Consider the following 13,465-nt stretch of genomic DNA (forward strand, 5'->3'; position numbering starts at 1 on the left):
TCCGGATAACCTCGTGACAGACGAAAAAGCCAGGTTCCGGTTTACCGGGCCTGCGACGTGCAGTCATCCTGATCATCCTGGCAGAGGACGGTCGCGTGCGCTCGCAAGGCCGGTGGGATGCAGACTTCTGCCCATTTGGGATCAAAGGGAGGAACGTGGAAACGCTGTTCGGCCACGCATAGGCACTGTAGAAGCGTCGCAAGTGTTACCCCGAACCTTTGTCCCGTTCGGTGATCCTCGAACTCGAATAGTGTAGCAAAATCCGGTTTAACGTGTGTCTGGTGGGGCAACACAGGCCTTGTATCCTTTCTTTGCAGCAATAACAGCTGCCCGTTGCAGCAGGTCTTCATCGCGTCGGGCCCGATCCGGGGGCGTGTTGACGAGCCGTTCAAAACGCGTCGGATCAAAAGTGATCCGCTTTTCGTAAATGATCGGAGCCTTAACGGGCTCGTCGGTTGTCGTCATGTCCCGGACTAGGAGACAAAGGCTTTCCACGAGAGTTTCGTCGCTGAGCATTTTGATTTTATGGTCCAGACACTGCATCTCGAGAAAAAACCACCCTTGACCCTTTCCCAACTGGCCCTCGGCCGAGAGCTCCGCGTTGGGGACTTTCGTTCTGATTGCATGGGCCAGATCGTCATTCTGTCCCACGTATTGTCCGAAGAGTGTCGTCGCGGGAGCGAAGTAAGCAATCATCCAGGGAAGGTTGCGAAGGTGGGAGGCGGTATAGAGCCAGGCTTTCTCGTCAAACCACTGCTCCAGCATCTTTTCGGCGATTTTTTTTGAGAATGAAAAACCGAAATCCTCCCGCAGGATGAGGATGATGCGATCAAACTCATTAATCGCCATGGTGATCAGGTTTTCAGAAACAGGCCCTGGTTTCCGCCTCGCGCTTCTTTTGGGTGAGGTGTTTTTTAGCGTCCAGGGACAGTGTTCGAGATCCGTCAGGTTAAAAGGAAATCCGTCAATCTGGCTTCCTGTGTGCCTTCCATAAGGACGGGGACTGTTCTCATTGCGATTATAGAGTGCAGCGTTTTGAATCGGATTGTCACAATAAGGGCAAACGGCAAAATGCCGGGCCTCTTCCCGCAATCGCCCTTTTTGAAGCCACGGCCAACGTCGTCCCAGGACGCGTTCCACATTATCCGGCGTAATCTCATAAACGGGGCTCGGACCGGCCTTGGTTTTAAAGTGAACAACCATCGTATTCAGACACCCTTGACCACCAGCTTGACGACAGAGGCGGTAGGATTGACCGTTCTCCGGCAAACTTCAAGGCTTCCATGAGTGTGCCGTAGGTGAGGTGTTCTATCTCTCCCTCTTCTGTTTCCAGCACAAATACCAGAGAGCAGGCCCCCGGCTCACCTTCATGTTCGATCACTCCGACCAGACGGGCGATGGACAACTCTTCCTCGTGGCGTGATGTGGTGTTTTTTTCATCGGGTTATCTCCTGTCTGGCTTCGGGGCACCAGTGGCGCTTGCGGGTCTGCCAGGCAGATCGGCCGGGCTCCCAGGGCAGGGCGAGCCCCTCCGCCAGAAGGGTCTCCGCGACGTTTTTTCCGTCGATCATCAGATCAATCAGGGGGCGGCCGTACTTGCCCTCCCGGCCGGACCAGACGATCTCGATATGCCCGGCCCGGCGCACCAGGGAGATGAGCCGCCGCTGTGCTGCCTGGCCCTGAAGGCGTTCCCGGGCGCAGCGCGCGCCTTTGATCTCGGGCGTGTCAATCGACAGGGTCCGCAGGCGCCGGCCGTCCAGGGAGATGGTGTCGCCATCGATGACCCAGATCCGGTCTCGGGAGACCTCGACGCGCACGGGCTCGGAGGCCGGAGCCGAAGCCCGCGACGGGCTTGCGGACAGGGCTCCACAAAGGATGGAGACGGCCAGCAGGCAGGCACGTGAGGCAGGGTGCTTCATGACAGGATCCTTTTCGTCCGGTGTGCCCCGTGCTGGCGGGGCGGTCGCAGGGCGCCGCCCGGGCCAGCGACCCGGACGGCGGTGGAGGGTGTCAGAGCGTCATGCCCAGTTCATTCGTGCGGCCCGGAGCGCGGTGCCGGTCCGGCGCGTTCTCCCGGGCCTTCCGAAGGGCCTTTTCCGGCTTGAGCTCACGAGTTCCCGTTGCCGTCCGGCTTTGCTCCTGGGGCGCATGGGCCTGGGCGCGGGCGTCCTCCCGGGCCTGCTCCACCAGCTGGCGGATCCAGTGCGCGGCCTTGGGGCCCATGGCGCGGGTCATGTCATGTCATTGAAATCCGTCATGCCGGCGGCCTTCTGGGCCTCATTCAGAGGCGGAACGATCACACTCCCGCCAACGGCCCGGGCGGCTTCGGTGGCCCTCTCAACGCCCACGTTGGTATCCGGCGTGTGGTCGTTGTCGGCGGCCAGCACGATGTCTGCCTCCGGCAGAACCCAGCGCACGGTCTCGGCCACGGCTTTCAGGTTGCCCGCGTCAAAGGCGCAAATGCACGGGGAGCCCGTGTTTTCGTGCAGGCTGGCGGCCGTGGCGTACCCCTCCGCGATGATGATTGAGGAAACCGGGCGTTCGCCAAGGTCTTCCAGGGAGGTGGCGCCGCCGGGGGTGTCCAGAAGGTGAAAAAGTCCGGCCTTGCGTCCGCCCGTCAGGAAGCGCTTGGATCCGGTCTCGTTAATGCGCTGAACGTTCCACAGGCGGCCGGTCTCGTCGCGCAAGGGCGTGAAGTTATTTTGAGACGGGCCCCGTCCGTCCGGGGTGGCGGGGGGCTCAGCTATGGTCAGCTTCCGCGCCCGGTTCCCGGCGATCCGAATCACCCGTGACGTTGTCAAACCGGATGTCGAGAGTGTCCGCCTCGAAACAGCCCATGTTCGGCCACGTCCGGATCCACCGGAGCAACCAGACCGGCCGAATACAGGCGGTCCGTCCGTCTGTGTCGAGTCGTCCCGGTGCGACTGTCCGGCCGGGCCTTCGGCCGCATTCCGGTCCACGGAACCAGCGAGGAAAAGGCCCCCTCCATCATGGGGTTCCCGTGGAACGGGCTTTTCAGTCTTGAAGCACTGGCCCTCACGCCCCATGTTCGGTAGTAATGGCTCGCCGGCAGAAGCCTGCATTCCCGCATCGTGTTCCGGAGACCCCTCATGTACAGACTTAGCCTGCCGTTTCAGCCCCCTTCGTCTGACGAAAGCCCGGTCTCGGGGGAGGGCGCGACGGCTCCGGCCACCGACAGTTCTGGAAAAGAGCTTTTCGAGCTGGTCTCCCTGCGTGTTTTGCAGATCAACGGCTGCCCCTGTTTCGAGGAAATGTACGCCGCCGCCTTGCGCTCGGGGGGGATCCCGGCCGCAAAGCTGGACGGTCTGTCGGGCTGGCGCACGAGCGCCCTTTTCAGTGAGCGCGAGCGCGCCGCGTTGCAGTGGGCCGAGTCCCGGATCGAGGCGGCCGGGCCCCTGTCCTCGGATCGGGAGTGCGATCCCGTCCGGGCCCTTTTCAGCGATGATGAGATTTCCGACCTGGGCTTCACCATTGCGCTGATGAGCACCTTCAATCGCCTGGCCATCGGCATGCGCAAGTAGGGGGCACGGCTTCCCCGCCCGCAGCCGGTCCCGCTGTTCGGACACCCCCTCACGGGCGGGCCTGTCCGGGGATTTGGCCGGGGATCTGGCCGACGTGGGCCACACCTTCAAAACCCTCAGGATACTGTTCAGGATACCCGGTTCGCGGTAGGCCCGGCCGGGGTCAGGCCACCGGGGCCGCTGTCTCCCGTCGGCGGGCAGAGGCATTGTCCGTCCCGTCGTCCTCCGGAAGATCCTCCCCCGCCAGACGCTCCGCCTCTTTCAGATCCACCGAGACCAGCGAGGACACGCCCCGCTCCACCATGGTGACGCCGTAAAGCCGGTCCATGCGGGCCATGGTCATGCGGTGGTGGGTGACCACAAGGAACCGGGTCCGGGTGATCTCGGTGAGTTCCTGGAGCATGGTGCACAGGCGGTCCACGTTGGCGTCGTCCAGGGGGGCGTCCACCTCGTCCAGCACGCAGATGGGCGCGGGGTTGGTCAGGAACACCGCAAACAGCAGCGCAAGGGCTGTCAGGGCCTGTTCCCCGCCGGACAGCAGGGACAGGCTCTGGAGCCGCTTGCCCGGAGGGCTGGCCATGATCTCCAGGCCGGCTTCCAGGGGGTCGCTGTCCTCCACCAGGGTCAGGTGGGCCTTGCCGCCGCCGAACAGGCGGGCAAACAGGCGCTGGAAGTGCTCGTCCACCCTGGCGAACGAGTCCAGAAGGCGGGCCCGGCCTTCCTTGTTCAGTTCGGAAATGGCCTGGCGCAGGCGGGCGATGGCCTCCACCAGGTCGGTGCGCTCGTGGTCCAGGGTGTCCACCTGGGAGGTCAGCTCCCCGGCCTCCTGGTCCGCGCAGAGGTTCACCGGGCCGAGGGCATCGCGTTCCCGCCCCAGGGACAGGAGCTCACGCTCCGCCACCTCGAGGGCCGGCAGGTCCGCATCCGGGGGCAGGTCCGTCTTGCGGACCAGCTCCTCGGGGGAGCACTGCCGTTTCTCGGCAATCTGGCGGGCCGCCTCCTGGCAGGCGCTCCGGCCCTGCTCGACAGCGGATTCCGCGCGGATCAGCGCCTCCCGGGCCCTGGCCTCGGTCTTCTGGGCCTCTTTCAGCGCCAGCCCCGCCTCCCGGAGCAGGGTTTCCGCCCGGGCAAGCTCATCGTCCAGGCTTTTGCGCTCGGCCTCCAGGGCGGCGATATCGTCCTGAAGGGTGGCTTTCCGCTCGGCCAGCACATCGGGCTGACCGTCCAGGGTCGCGAGCGTCGTGCGGGCCTGCTGCTGGCGGGTTTCAAAGTCGGTGGCCTGCCGGGTGGCCTGATCGTGACGCTCCTGCCACGAGGCCCGCTCTCCCGCCAGCCCCGACAGGCGCCGGCGGCGCCCGTGGTCCGCCTGCCGGGCGCGGTCCAGCTCGCTTTGCACCGAACGCTGGGTCTCTCGCAGCGCGTCCAGGGCGGCCTTGCGGGCGGTCTGCTCGGTCACGAGCGCGGTGTCATCCCCGCGGGCGGCCAGGGCCTGTTCCAGGCGGGCGCACTCGGCCTCGGCCGGGGCCAGGTCCGCCGCCAGGTGGGCCAGGGTGTCCTCCAGGCTGTTCAGGCGCGCCCCGGCTTCGGAGGCCCGGCGCTCCAGCGACGCGGCCCGGTCCCGGGCCTGCTGGCACTCCCGGTCCGCCTGCCGCAGGGCCTCGCGGCAGGTGCGTTCCCGGGCGGTTGCGGTCTCCAGCCGGGCGGCGGCCTCCCGGGCGCTGGCGGCAAGGGCATCGCGCTCCTGGCGGGCGCTGTCGAGCCGCGTCTCCAGGGCCTCAAGCCGGTTGCGGGTTTCCAGCCGCGCGGCGGCGGCCCGGGCGCTGTCGCGCGCTCCCGGGCGGCGGACCAGGCCGTCCCAGCGCCACAGGCCCCCCTCCGGATCCACAAGCTGCTGCCCCGGCATCAGGTGCCACTGGCGGGCGGCGGCGTCTTCCGCGCTGTCGGCGATCCCGGTGGCGCCCAGGATCCGGGACAGGGCCGCGGGGGCGTCCACCTGTCCGGCCAGGGGGCGGGTTCCCTCCGGAAGCGCCGGGAGTGCGGGCGAGCGGGTCTTTCCGTCGGCTCCGTCACCGCTACTGTCACCGCTCCCCTTACTGGCACTGTCACTCTCGTCCCCACCGTCGCTCCCGCCCGCGGGCGCGCCTGATCCGTCCAGGTCGCGCCAGCACACCGCGGCGCCGTCGGTCAGCGAGGCGTGAAGATCATCCCCCAGGGCCCCGGCCAGAGCCTTTTCCACACCGGCGACGGGGCGGAGCTGGTCCACAAGGGGCGGCGCATCGGCGGTGCCGCGGGTCTGTGCGGGGCGCAGCAGGGCCTGAAGGCCCCGGGCCTCGGCGTCCAGCTGGCCGAACGTGCTCTCGGCGTCCTGAAGGGCGCTGCGGGCCTGCGCTTCAGTGGTGCGCGCGGTCCCAAGAGCGCTTTCCGCCTCTTCAAGGGCCGAGCGGGCGGCATCGGCGGCCGCGTCGGCCTGCGCGGTCGCCTGGCGGGCGGCCTCCAGGTCGGCCGTGGGGACGGTGGCGGCCTCCAGGGTGTCGCGCTCGCGCCGGGCGTCCCCGAGCCGGGAGCGCAGGCGCTCCGCCTGGCTGCGGGCCTGGGCCAGAAGACGCTTCTCCGCGTCGTCCCGGGCCCGATGCTCGGCCAGGGCGCGGGTGGCGGCGCTCAGGTGCTCTTCCAGGGTGGCGGCGTCCCGGGTGAGCTCGCCCAGGCGCTGTTCCAGACGGGGCACCGTGTCCCGGGACTCGTCCAGGGCGGCGCGGAGCCTTTGCTCCTCTGCGTCCAGGTCGGCCAGGGCCTTGCGGGCATCCGCCAGCCGCTCCCTTTCGCGTCGGGCGTCGTTTTCGGCCTGGGCCAGGCGGGAGAGGTTCTCACGGCGGCTTTGCTGGATGGCCCGGTCCTCGGCCTCCAGCTGTTCCCGCGCGAGGGAGAGGCGCTGGATGCGCGCCGAGAGCTCGCCGTGGGCGACCCGCAGGGGCGGGAAGGTCTCGGACAGCTCGTTCTGGCGGTGCCCCGCGGCGGTGGCGGCGGCGCTGGCGGTGGCGGCCTCGCGCTCCCGCTCGGCGTAGACCCGCCGTGCGGTGTCCAGGGCCTGCAGCCCCTCCACCCAGCGCAGGCGCAGGACAATGGATTCGGTTTCGTGCAGTTTTTCCGACAGGGTCCGGTAGCGGGCCGCCTGCCGCGCCTGGCGGGCCAGGCTGTTGAGCTGGTTGCGCAGGGTGCCAACCACGTCATCCAGACGCTCCAGGTTGGCCTCGGCGGCGGCAAGGCGGGACTGGGCCTCCTGGCGCCGGGTGTGGAGACCGGCGATCCCCGCGGCTTCCTCCAGCAGGGCCCGGCGCTGGATGGGCTTCGCGCCGATGAGGGCGGCCACCCGGCCCTGTGAGACAATGGCCGCCGAGCGGGCGCCCGAGGACATGTCGGCAAACAGAAGCTGCACGTCCCGGGCGCGGACCTCCTTGCCGTTGACCCGGTAGACCGAGCCCTCGCCCCGGCGGATGCGCCGCGTGACTTCCAGTTCCTCGGCGGTGTTGAACAGGGGCGGGGCGGTGTGCTCCCGGTTGTCCAGAAGCAAGGTGACCTCGGCCAGGTTCCGGGCGGGGCGGGCGCTGGTCCCGCCGAAAATCACGTCATCCATCTCGCCGCCGCGCAGCTGGCGGGCGGAGGTCTCGCCCATGACCCAGCGCAGGGCCTCGACCACGTTGGACTTGCCGCACCCGTTCGGGCCGACAATACCCGTCAGTCCGTCGCTGATCTGGAGATCAGCTGCCTCGACGAAGGACTTGAAGCCCACAAGCCGGAGACGGACGACGTGAAGCATGGGCCCCCGCTATTTTTTCTTCAGCAGCGGGTCCAGAGCCTTCTTGAACTTGTCGAAGCTCTGGAAGCCGATGAGCGGCTTGTCGATGCCGGAGATCACGAAGCTGGGCGTGGAGTTGATGCCAAGGCGGGTGGCCTCCTGCTCTCCGGCGCGGATGGAGTCCAGGACCGCGGGGTTGCCGACGCACGCGTCCACGGCCTCGGGGCTCATGCCCGCAAGGGCCACCAGACCCTTCAGGGCGCCCAGGGGATTTGTCGCGCCGTACCAGGTGGCAGCGTTTTCCATCAGGGAGTTGCGCAGGGCGTAGTCCATGTCCGCCGGAGCGCAGCGCAGGACCATGGCGCCGACCATCGCCCAGGGGTTGCCCAGGGAGTGGTCCCGGAACACCCAGCGCACCAGGCCGGTGTCGATGTACGCCTTGCGGATTTCCGGCAGGACGTCCTTGTGGAAGGTGGCGCAGTGGTTGCACAGGATGGAGGAGTACTCGACCACCGTGACGGGCGCGTCCGCCCGTCCGATCACATGCTCGGGGAACTTCGCGCTGTCGGCGGCCGAGGGCGCCTCCGCCCGGGCGGGGCCGGACAGAAGTCCGAACCCAACCGCGGACAGGACGCACAGAATGAGAAGCGAAAGACGAATTTTCACGGTTACGTCTCCGGAACAGGTACGGTACTGGGGTACTGGATACTGGAAAATGGGGGATTCGGGAAGGGGGGACGGATCAGGAACCCGATCCGTCCGGAGTGTGGGAGGCGGCGGCTCCGGCCGGGTCGATGTCCGCAGGCCGGGTGTGGGGGCGCCCCACCGTGGCCGGAACAAACGTGCCCCCGTTCTTTTCGGACACCGCGCGCTCGAAGAACGACAGGTAGGCCTGGACGATCTTCTCCTCGGTGTACGAGGCCTGGAACGTGTTCCAGCCGCCGGTGGCGATTTTCTCCAGGAGGGCCGGGTCCGCGAGGACACGGCGGATTTCCGCGGTCAGGGCGGGGGCGTCGTCCACCGGGACAAGCAGGCCGTTTTCCCCGTGGGTGATCAGGGCCGACGGGCCCTGGGCGCGGGTGGAGATCAGCGCCTGCCCGTGGGACCAGGCCTCCAGCATCACGTTGCCCAGGGGCTCGTGGCGGGAGGGGAACACCACCAGGTTCGCTGCCGCATAAAGGGCCGCCGTGTCGTCACGCCAGCCCAGGAAGCGGATCCGGGGCTTGATGCCCAGCTCGAAGGCCAGTTGTTCCAGGGCCTGGCGCTCGGGGCCTTCCCCGGCCAGCCACAGGTAGACCTCCGGAACCCGGGCGATGGCCTTCAGCAGGACGTCAAAGCCCTTGTTCTCGTGCAGGCGCCCCAGCGAGAAGATCACGGGGACATGCTCGGGGGTGTAGAGGCTCTTGCGCGCGACCGGAGGCATGCGGGTCTGCGGGGCGAAGTTCGGAAGGTGGACCGCCCGATCCGCCGGGAACCCGCTGTTGATCATGTGGGTGCGGATGGCGTCCGTGTTGCAGATCACATAGTCACAGTTCTGGTAGTAGCGCGGGTCGTAGAATCCCCCCAGGCGCCCGCACAGGGCGTAGCTTCCGGGCGGGGTGAAGCGGGTGGCGCGGTTCATCCAGGTCAGGGCCAGATGGGGCTTGAAGCGCGCGATTTCCTTGCGCAGCCGGATGGGGGTCTGGAAGTCCAGCCGCCCGCCGAAGGGCAGGGTGACCGGGGCCAGACCGGCGTCCACGAGCCGGCGGATCCGCTCGGGTGCCGGGCGGGTCACGATGTGCTGTTGAAGCCCGGCCCGGTGCAGGGCGATGCAAAGACGCTCGAAAAACAGTTCCGCGCCACCGTGTTCGGCTCCGGCCATGACTTGAAGGACGCGCATGCTCATCGGGTGCTCCAGAGAGTTTGTAGACAAACCGGAGGGAGAGTAGCCCAATCCGGTCCAGGTTGTCGTGAAGAAAAATCAAGGTTTCCGGCACGAGGTCCGGTTGTGCCGGTCTAGGCCAGGGCCTCGAACAGCTCGGCCACCTGATCCCAGCGGGGGTACTTCCGGGAAACCCGGGTTCCCTCGTGGAGGGAGCGCCAGAAGCTGTCCTCTTTCAGGATCGCAACGCCCACGTTGCACAGGGCGTCGAAGTCGGGCACCAGCATGCCGGTCTCGCCGTTGGTCAGGCGCTCGCCCGCCGCGCCCCGGGTGAGGGCAACGCCCGGAACGCCGCAGGCCTGGGTTTCGGCCAGGCTCCAGCAGACCAGATCCCTGGGGTGCCCCGGGTACAGGTGCACCCGCGCGTCCCGGAAGGCCTCGGCCATGCGGGTGGCGGGGCGGGGCTCCTTGACCGAGACCCCCGCATCCCCCAGCTCCAGCACTTTTTCCGCGAGGGTGGCAATCTCGGCGTCCACGCTCGCGCCGTGAAGGGCGCCGTGCAGGAGGGCCGAGTAGATGTGCAGGCGGGCCTCCGGAAGCTCCCGGTGAACTTGGGTGCGCCACAGGTCCAGAAGCGGGGCCAGGCCCTGGGACGGGTGGGTGGTGGTGATGGCCACCGGCGGGGGCGCGTCCTCGGAGCTGGAGCGCGGATGAAACGCCAGGTCCACGCCCGGGGCAATCACCGTCACGTCCTCGAGGGGGCAGGCATAGCGGGCCACCTCTCCCGGAAGCACGACCCGGGGGCGGTAGCGGTCCAGGGCCTCCCGGCAGGGGGGCGCGTTCAGATAGCCGCCCGGCCCAAGGGCATACAGAACCCGGGTGCCCGCCTCCCGCACCACCCCCAGAAGCTGCGGGTTGCGAAAGGCGATGACCAGGCGGGCCTGCTCCACCAGGGGCGCGGCGCCGGTGCGCGGACCGCCCTCGGCCCAGTCCTCTGCCAGGGGCTCCCAGCGGACGCCCCGGGTCGTGACCGCAAGCGGTGTCCGCGTGAGGGCCACAACCGTGCAGCCCCTCAGCGCCATGGCCTCGGCGAGACAGACGAAGGCCCGCGCGGCCCCGTCAAGGGCCCGCGTCCGCATGGTGTTGGAATCGATTGCGAGGGTCTCGTCGACCAGAACGACCGTCATGGGCGCACCTGTTTCCAAAAGCCTCAGCGGCGGCTGTCAAGCCGGTGAAACACCGGAGGCGTGTGGGCGCTGCACGTGTCCTGGCCCTCGACCGGGTTCACAAAGGGGTAGCAGCGGAAGGTCAGGTCGGACCCGGAGACCGTGATCCGGTCGTCGGCCTCGAACCCGGCGGGGGCAAAGAGGAAGTCCCGGCACTGGAGCCCCAGAAGGGAGCGGGTGCTGCCCGACTGCCAGGACGGTGCGTTGCAGGCCAGGGCAAACAGGTTGGCAAACAGCACGCCGTCGGCGGATTGGGGCGTCAGGTCCGTGGTCTCGATCGCATAGCGGACCGAGAGCGTGGCCCGGCCCCCCGTCGCGGCGGGGGTGGGCGAGGGGGAGGACGAGGGCGAGGCGACAACCGCGGCGCTGCGAAGCCGGGCAAGGGAGGTGATGGTTCCCAGAACCTGGTCCTGCTCGTAGCTCATCAAGGTGGCCTGCGTGTTCATCGTGTCGCCGGTGAACCACACCCGGACTTTGGCGCAGTAGGCGGGCAGGAAGTCGATGGCCAGACAGTCTGTCTCCCAGGTTCCGGACAGGACCGGCGGGGCCTGCACCGTCGTCTGGGCGCGGGATGCGACCGGCAGCAGCAGGACGGTGAGCAGAAGAAGAAGGGCAGGCAGGAGTCTCGCGGGACGTCCGGAAATCATGGGCAGCCTCTCGGGGAACCGGTGCGGGCAACAAAAACGGAAAATGCGCCGTCTGGCGGCGCGTTTTCTGTGTGCACATGCCCGGGGCTTCAGGCGTGCGGGGATACGGGACGCATCCCCGGCGGGGCCTGTCCCCCCGGTCGTCTGGACGGCGTCGGCCCGCCGGTGTCGGGGAGGCGTGTCCACCCCGTGCCCGGCGCCGGCCCGGGAGAGACTACTCTGCCCGAACCGCAACCACCTTCTGGTACAGGCCGCCGAAGCAGGTTTCCTTGGTCCAGGTGAAGCCCTCGTCCCGGGTGGCGAAGCTGCGGATGTCGCGCTTCCACAGGGCATCGGCGTAGGGCTCCAGGAACCGGTTGACCGCCATCATGATGGGGCGCAGCGGGTGGAGCGTGGCCGGACGGTGATAGTCCACAAACACCACCTTGCCGCCCGGACGGACCCCGGCCAGCAGCGCGTTGATGATGCGGGTTTTCCAGTCGTCCGGAACCTCGTGCAGCAGGAAGAAGCAGCAGATGCCGTCGAACTCGCGGCCCACGGGCTGGGAGGCGTCCGCCACCTTCAAGGTGACGTGCTTGCAGTCGGCGACCTTGACCCGGGTGTGCTCGACCTGGACGGGCTGGATGTCACGCACCTCGAGCGAGCCCTCGGGCCCGACCACATTGGCAAGGCGGCGGGAGAACGGTCCGTAGACGCTGGCCGGCTGCATGATGTCCTGACCGGGGGCGAACTCGCAGAACGCCCAGTCCATCAGGTAGCGGCCGTTGCCCCACAGGATGGACTCGACCACAATCCCCCGGTCCAGGAACCGGATATTCTGCGGCCGAACGTATGCCCATGTGTAGGTGTCCACAAGATAATCCGGGATGGCCGGGTTTCCGGCGACGGCCTCGGGGGTGGCGTCCTTTGCCGACGCGGTGGACATGGGAGTGATGTACGATTCGTCGATCGCAACACCTGCTGCGGTCATGGTTATGCTGGACTTGTTCATGCGAACACTCTCCATGGGGTTCGGGCACGGAGCAGGCAGTACCTCCCTGACCGTGGGACAGGGCTGGCCGTCGAGGGTCACGGCCGGAACGGGCCCGCGCGAAAAAGCGTAGGGGGCGGGGCTGCGCGACGTGGGCAACGGGCGCCGGGCGGGCAGCAAGGCGTCATAAAGGAACCTGGCGCGCCGCCGATGTCAAGCGGGACGCACCCGGGGCGCGGATAATCCCGAATTCTCCCGGTATACAGCATGCGCCCTTCGGCAGAAGGCGTCCACCATGGTTTTGGCCGCATCCCGCGACAGGCGTGACACCACCAGATCCAGAGCCGGAGAGGCCATCTGCAGGTCCATGGACAGGGACACCCGGCAGCCCTGCTCGAGCTCCTCGAAGCCCCAGAACAGCTCCAGGTGTTTCAGGCCGCCGCCTTTCGCGGCGACGTGGATTCGGTTCGGACGCTCCATGGTGGTCCGGGACAGAAAACGCAGGCGCACCGGCCCCAGGCCCATGGTCTGGATCGTCTGGTAGACACCGTCCTCCTGCCCGATGATCTTCGAATCGACCCACCAGGGCACGAACGCCGGGTAGGATTCGACGTCGGCGACCAGGTCGAACATCCGTTCGGCCGGGTAGGGGGAGACGCACTGGGCGTGGTAGCGGGCCATGGCTCAGGTGCCGACCATGGCGGCCAGTTCGTCCACCGCCTTCTGGATCCCATCCGCAATGTCGGACAGGGGCGCCGGGGCCATGTAGCACGGGGTGCTGACGATCCGGTTTTCCCGGTCCAGGATGGCGTCCCGCGCGCTGGCGGGGCGGTGTCCCGCCCCCATGGCCTCCAGGGCCTCCTCGACGGTTGCGTCCGCACCCACCGTCACGGTCACGTTCCCCAGAACCCGGGCGACCACCACCGGGGCGATGCACCACACACCGATGGGGTGGCGCGCCGCGTGGGCCGCGCGCAGGGCTTTCTCCACGTCCCGGTTGACCGAGCACGAGGCGCCGTCGAACGCGAACGAGCACAGGTTCTTGGCGGCTCCAAACCCGCCGGGGATAATCAGGATATCCGATTCGTCCGTGCTGTACTCGGACAGGGGCCGGATCTTGCCCCGGGCGATGCGCGCCGATTCCGTCAGCACGTTGCGGGTCTCGCCCGGCGAGGGCTGGTTCCGGTAATGGTCAATCACATGGTGCTGGGGGATGTCCGGAGCAAAGCACTGCACGTCCCCTCCCCTGCGGCTGATGGCCAGAAGGGTCAGGACGCTTTCCTGGATCTCCGCGCCGTCGAACACGCCGCAGCCCGACAGGACAACGGCAAAACGGAGGCGTTTGGTCATCGGACACCTCATGGAGTGTCGGGGTTGAACCGGGAATGGTTGAGGTCATTGACGTTATTATGGAATATTTGAGCCC

13 protein-coding genes are annotated in these 13,465 nt (G+C 67.6%); 1 reads left to right on the plus strand and 12 read right to left on the minus strand.

Going from position 1 to position 13,465, the window contains the following annotated elements; all coding sequences use genetic code 11:
• Positions 1-267: 267 nt before the first annotated feature.
• From IHV25_RS07075 to IHV25_RS07090, 4 genes are all read right to left on the minus strand, one after another.
• The gene (locus IHV25_RS07075; protein WP_192534416.1) at positions 268-1,203 is read right to left on the minus strand and encodes a hypothetical protein; all 936 of its coding nucleotides are present in this window, start codon (positions 1,201-1,203) and stop codon (positions 268-270) included.
• Positions 1,204-1,436: 233 nt separating this feature from the next.
• Entirely contained in the window at positions 1,437-1,919 is a 483-nt protein-coding gene (locus tag IHV25_RS07080; RefSeq protein WP_192534417.1) for a thermonuclease family protein, read from the minus strand.
• A 91-nt stretch (positions 1,920-2,010) separates the two neighbouring features.
• Positions 2,011-2,235 (minus strand): hypothetical protein, encoded by a 225-nt coding sequence (locus IHV25_RS07085; protein WP_192534418.1) that lies wholly within the window; start codon positions 2,233-2,235, stop codon positions 2,011-2,013.
• Positions 2,232-2,687: a toprim domain-containing protein gene (locus IHV25_RS07090; protein WP_192534419.1), complete on the minus strand. Its 456-nt coding sequence runs from the start codon at positions 2,685-2,687 to the stop codon at positions 2,232-2,234. Before IHV25_RS07090 ends, IHV25_RS07085 begins: the two co-directional genes overlap by 4 nt.
• 423 nt (positions 2,688-3,110) lie before the next feature.
• Between IHV25_RS07090 and IHV25_RS07095 the strand changes: the two genes are divergently transcribed.
• Positions 3,111-3,542 (plus strand): carboxymuconolactone decarboxylase family protein, encoded by a 432-nt coding sequence (locus IHV25_RS07095; protein WP_192534420.1) that lies wholly within the window; start codon positions 3,111-3,113, stop codon positions 3,540-3,542.
• Positions 3,543-3,705: 163 nt separating this feature from the next.
• Here IHV25_RS07095 and smc read toward each other — a convergent pair whose 3' ends face one another.
• From smc to elbB, 8 genes are all read right to left on the minus strand, one after another.
• Positions 3,706-7,356 carry a chromosome segregation protein SMC gene (gene smc / locus IHV25_RS07100; RefSeq protein ID WP_192534421.1) on the minus strand — a complete coding sequence of 1,217 codons (3,651 nt, stop codon included), beginning with the start codon at positions 7,354-7,356 and terminating at the stop codon, positions 3,706-3,708.
• 9 nt (positions 7,357-7,365) lie between these two features.
• A complete protein-coding gene (locus IHV25_RS07105) occupies positions 7,366-8,001 on the minus strand; it encodes a thioredoxin domain-containing protein (protein WP_192534422.1) in 636 nt (211 codons plus the stop codon).
• A 76-nt stretch (positions 8,002-8,077) separates the two neighbouring features.
• Positions 8,078-9,220, minus strand: coding sequence for a glycosyltransferase (locus IHV25_RS07110; protein WP_192534423.1), 1,143 nt, complete (start codon positions 9,218-9,220; stop codon positions 8,078-8,080).
• A 110-nt stretch (positions 9,221-9,330) separates the two neighbouring features.
• Positions 9,331-10,383 (minus strand): glycosyltransferase, encoded by a 1,053-nt coding sequence (locus tag IHV25_RS07115; RefSeq protein WP_192534424.1) that lies wholly within the window; start codon positions 10,381-10,383, stop codon positions 9,331-9,333.
• Between the two features lie 23 nt (positions 10,384-10,406).
• Positions 10,407-11,069, minus strand: coding sequence for a hypothetical protein (locus IHV25_RS07120; protein WP_192534425.1), 663 nt, complete (start codon positions 11,067-11,069; stop codon positions 10,407-10,409).
• A gap of 214 nt (positions 11,070-11,283) precedes the next feature.
• A complete protein-coding gene (gene rquA, locus IHV25_RS07125; protein ID WP_197974984.1) occupies positions 11,284-12,060 on the minus strand; it encodes a rhodoquinone biosynthesis methyltransferase RquA in 777 nt (258 codons plus the stop codon).
• 192 nt (positions 12,061-12,252) lie between these two features.
• Positions 12,253-12,720 carry a type II toxin-antitoxin system RatA family toxin gene (locus tag IHV25_RS07130; protein WP_192534426.1) on the minus strand — a complete coding sequence of 156 codons (468 nt, stop codon included), beginning with the start codon at positions 12,718-12,720 and terminating at the stop codon, positions 12,253-12,255.
• Positions 12,721-12,723: 3 nt separating this feature from the next.
• On the minus strand, positions 12,724-13,389 hold the full coding sequence (elbB, locus tag IHV25_RS07135; RefSeq protein ID WP_192534427.1) for an isoprenoid biosynthesis glyoxalase ElbB: 666 nt from the start codon (positions 13,387-13,389) through the stop codon (positions 12,724-12,726).
• Positions 13,390-13,465 lie beyond the last annotated feature (76 nt).

Source organism: Phaeovibrio sulfidiphilus, from assembly GCF_014861485.1.
Taxonomy (GTDB): domain Bacteria; phylum Pseudomonadota; class Alphaproteobacteria; order Rhodospirillales; family Rhodospirillaceae; genus Phaeovibrio; species Phaeovibrio sulfidiphilus.

Bases quoted from the DNA above. Each gene is read 5' to 3' on its own strand.
- IHV25_RS07075 (WP_192534416.1), bottom strand. From the start codon at position 1,203: ATGGTTGTTCACTTTAAAACCAAGGCCGGTCCGAGCCCCGTTTATGAG.
- IHV25_RS07080 (WP_192534417.1), bottom strand. From the start codon at position 1,919: ATGAAGCACCCTGCCTCACGTGCCTGCCTGCTGGCCGTCTCCATCCTT.
- IHV25_RS07085 (WP_192534418.1), bottom strand. From the start codon at position 2,235: ATGACCCGCGCCATGGGCCCCAAGGCCGCGCACTGGATCCGCCAGCTG.
- IHV25_RS07095 (WP_192534420.1), top strand. From the start codon at position 3,111: ATGTACAGACTTAGCCTGCCGTTTCAGCCCCCTTCGTCTGACGAAAGC.
- smc (WP_192534421.1), bottom strand. From the start codon at position 7,356: ATGCTTCACGTCGTCCGTCTCCGGCTTGTGGGCTTCAAGTCCTTCGTC.
- IHV25_RS07110 (WP_192534423.1), bottom strand. From the start codon at position 9,220: ATGAGCATGCGCGTCCTTCAAGTCATGGCCGGAGCCGAACACGGTGGC.
- IHV25_RS07115 (WP_192534424.1), bottom strand. From the start codon at position 10,383: ATGACGGTCGTTCTGGTCGACGAGACCCTCGCAATCGATTCCAACACC.
- IHV25_RS07120 (WP_192534425.1), bottom strand. From the start codon at position 11,069: ATGATTTCCGGACGTCCCGCGAGACTCCTGCCTGCCCTTCTTCTTCTG.
- rquA (WP_197974984.1), bottom strand. From the start codon at position 12,060: ATGAACAAGTCCAGCATAACCATGACCGCAGCAGGTGTTGCGATCGAC.
- IHV25_RS07130 (WP_192534426.1), bottom strand. From the start codon at position 12,720: ATGGCCCGCTACCACGCCCAGTGCGTCTCCCCCTACCCGGCCGAACGG.
- elbB (WP_192534427.1), bottom strand. From the start codon at position 13,389: ATGACCAAACGCCTCCGTTTTGCCGTTGTCCTGTCGGGCTGCGGCGTG.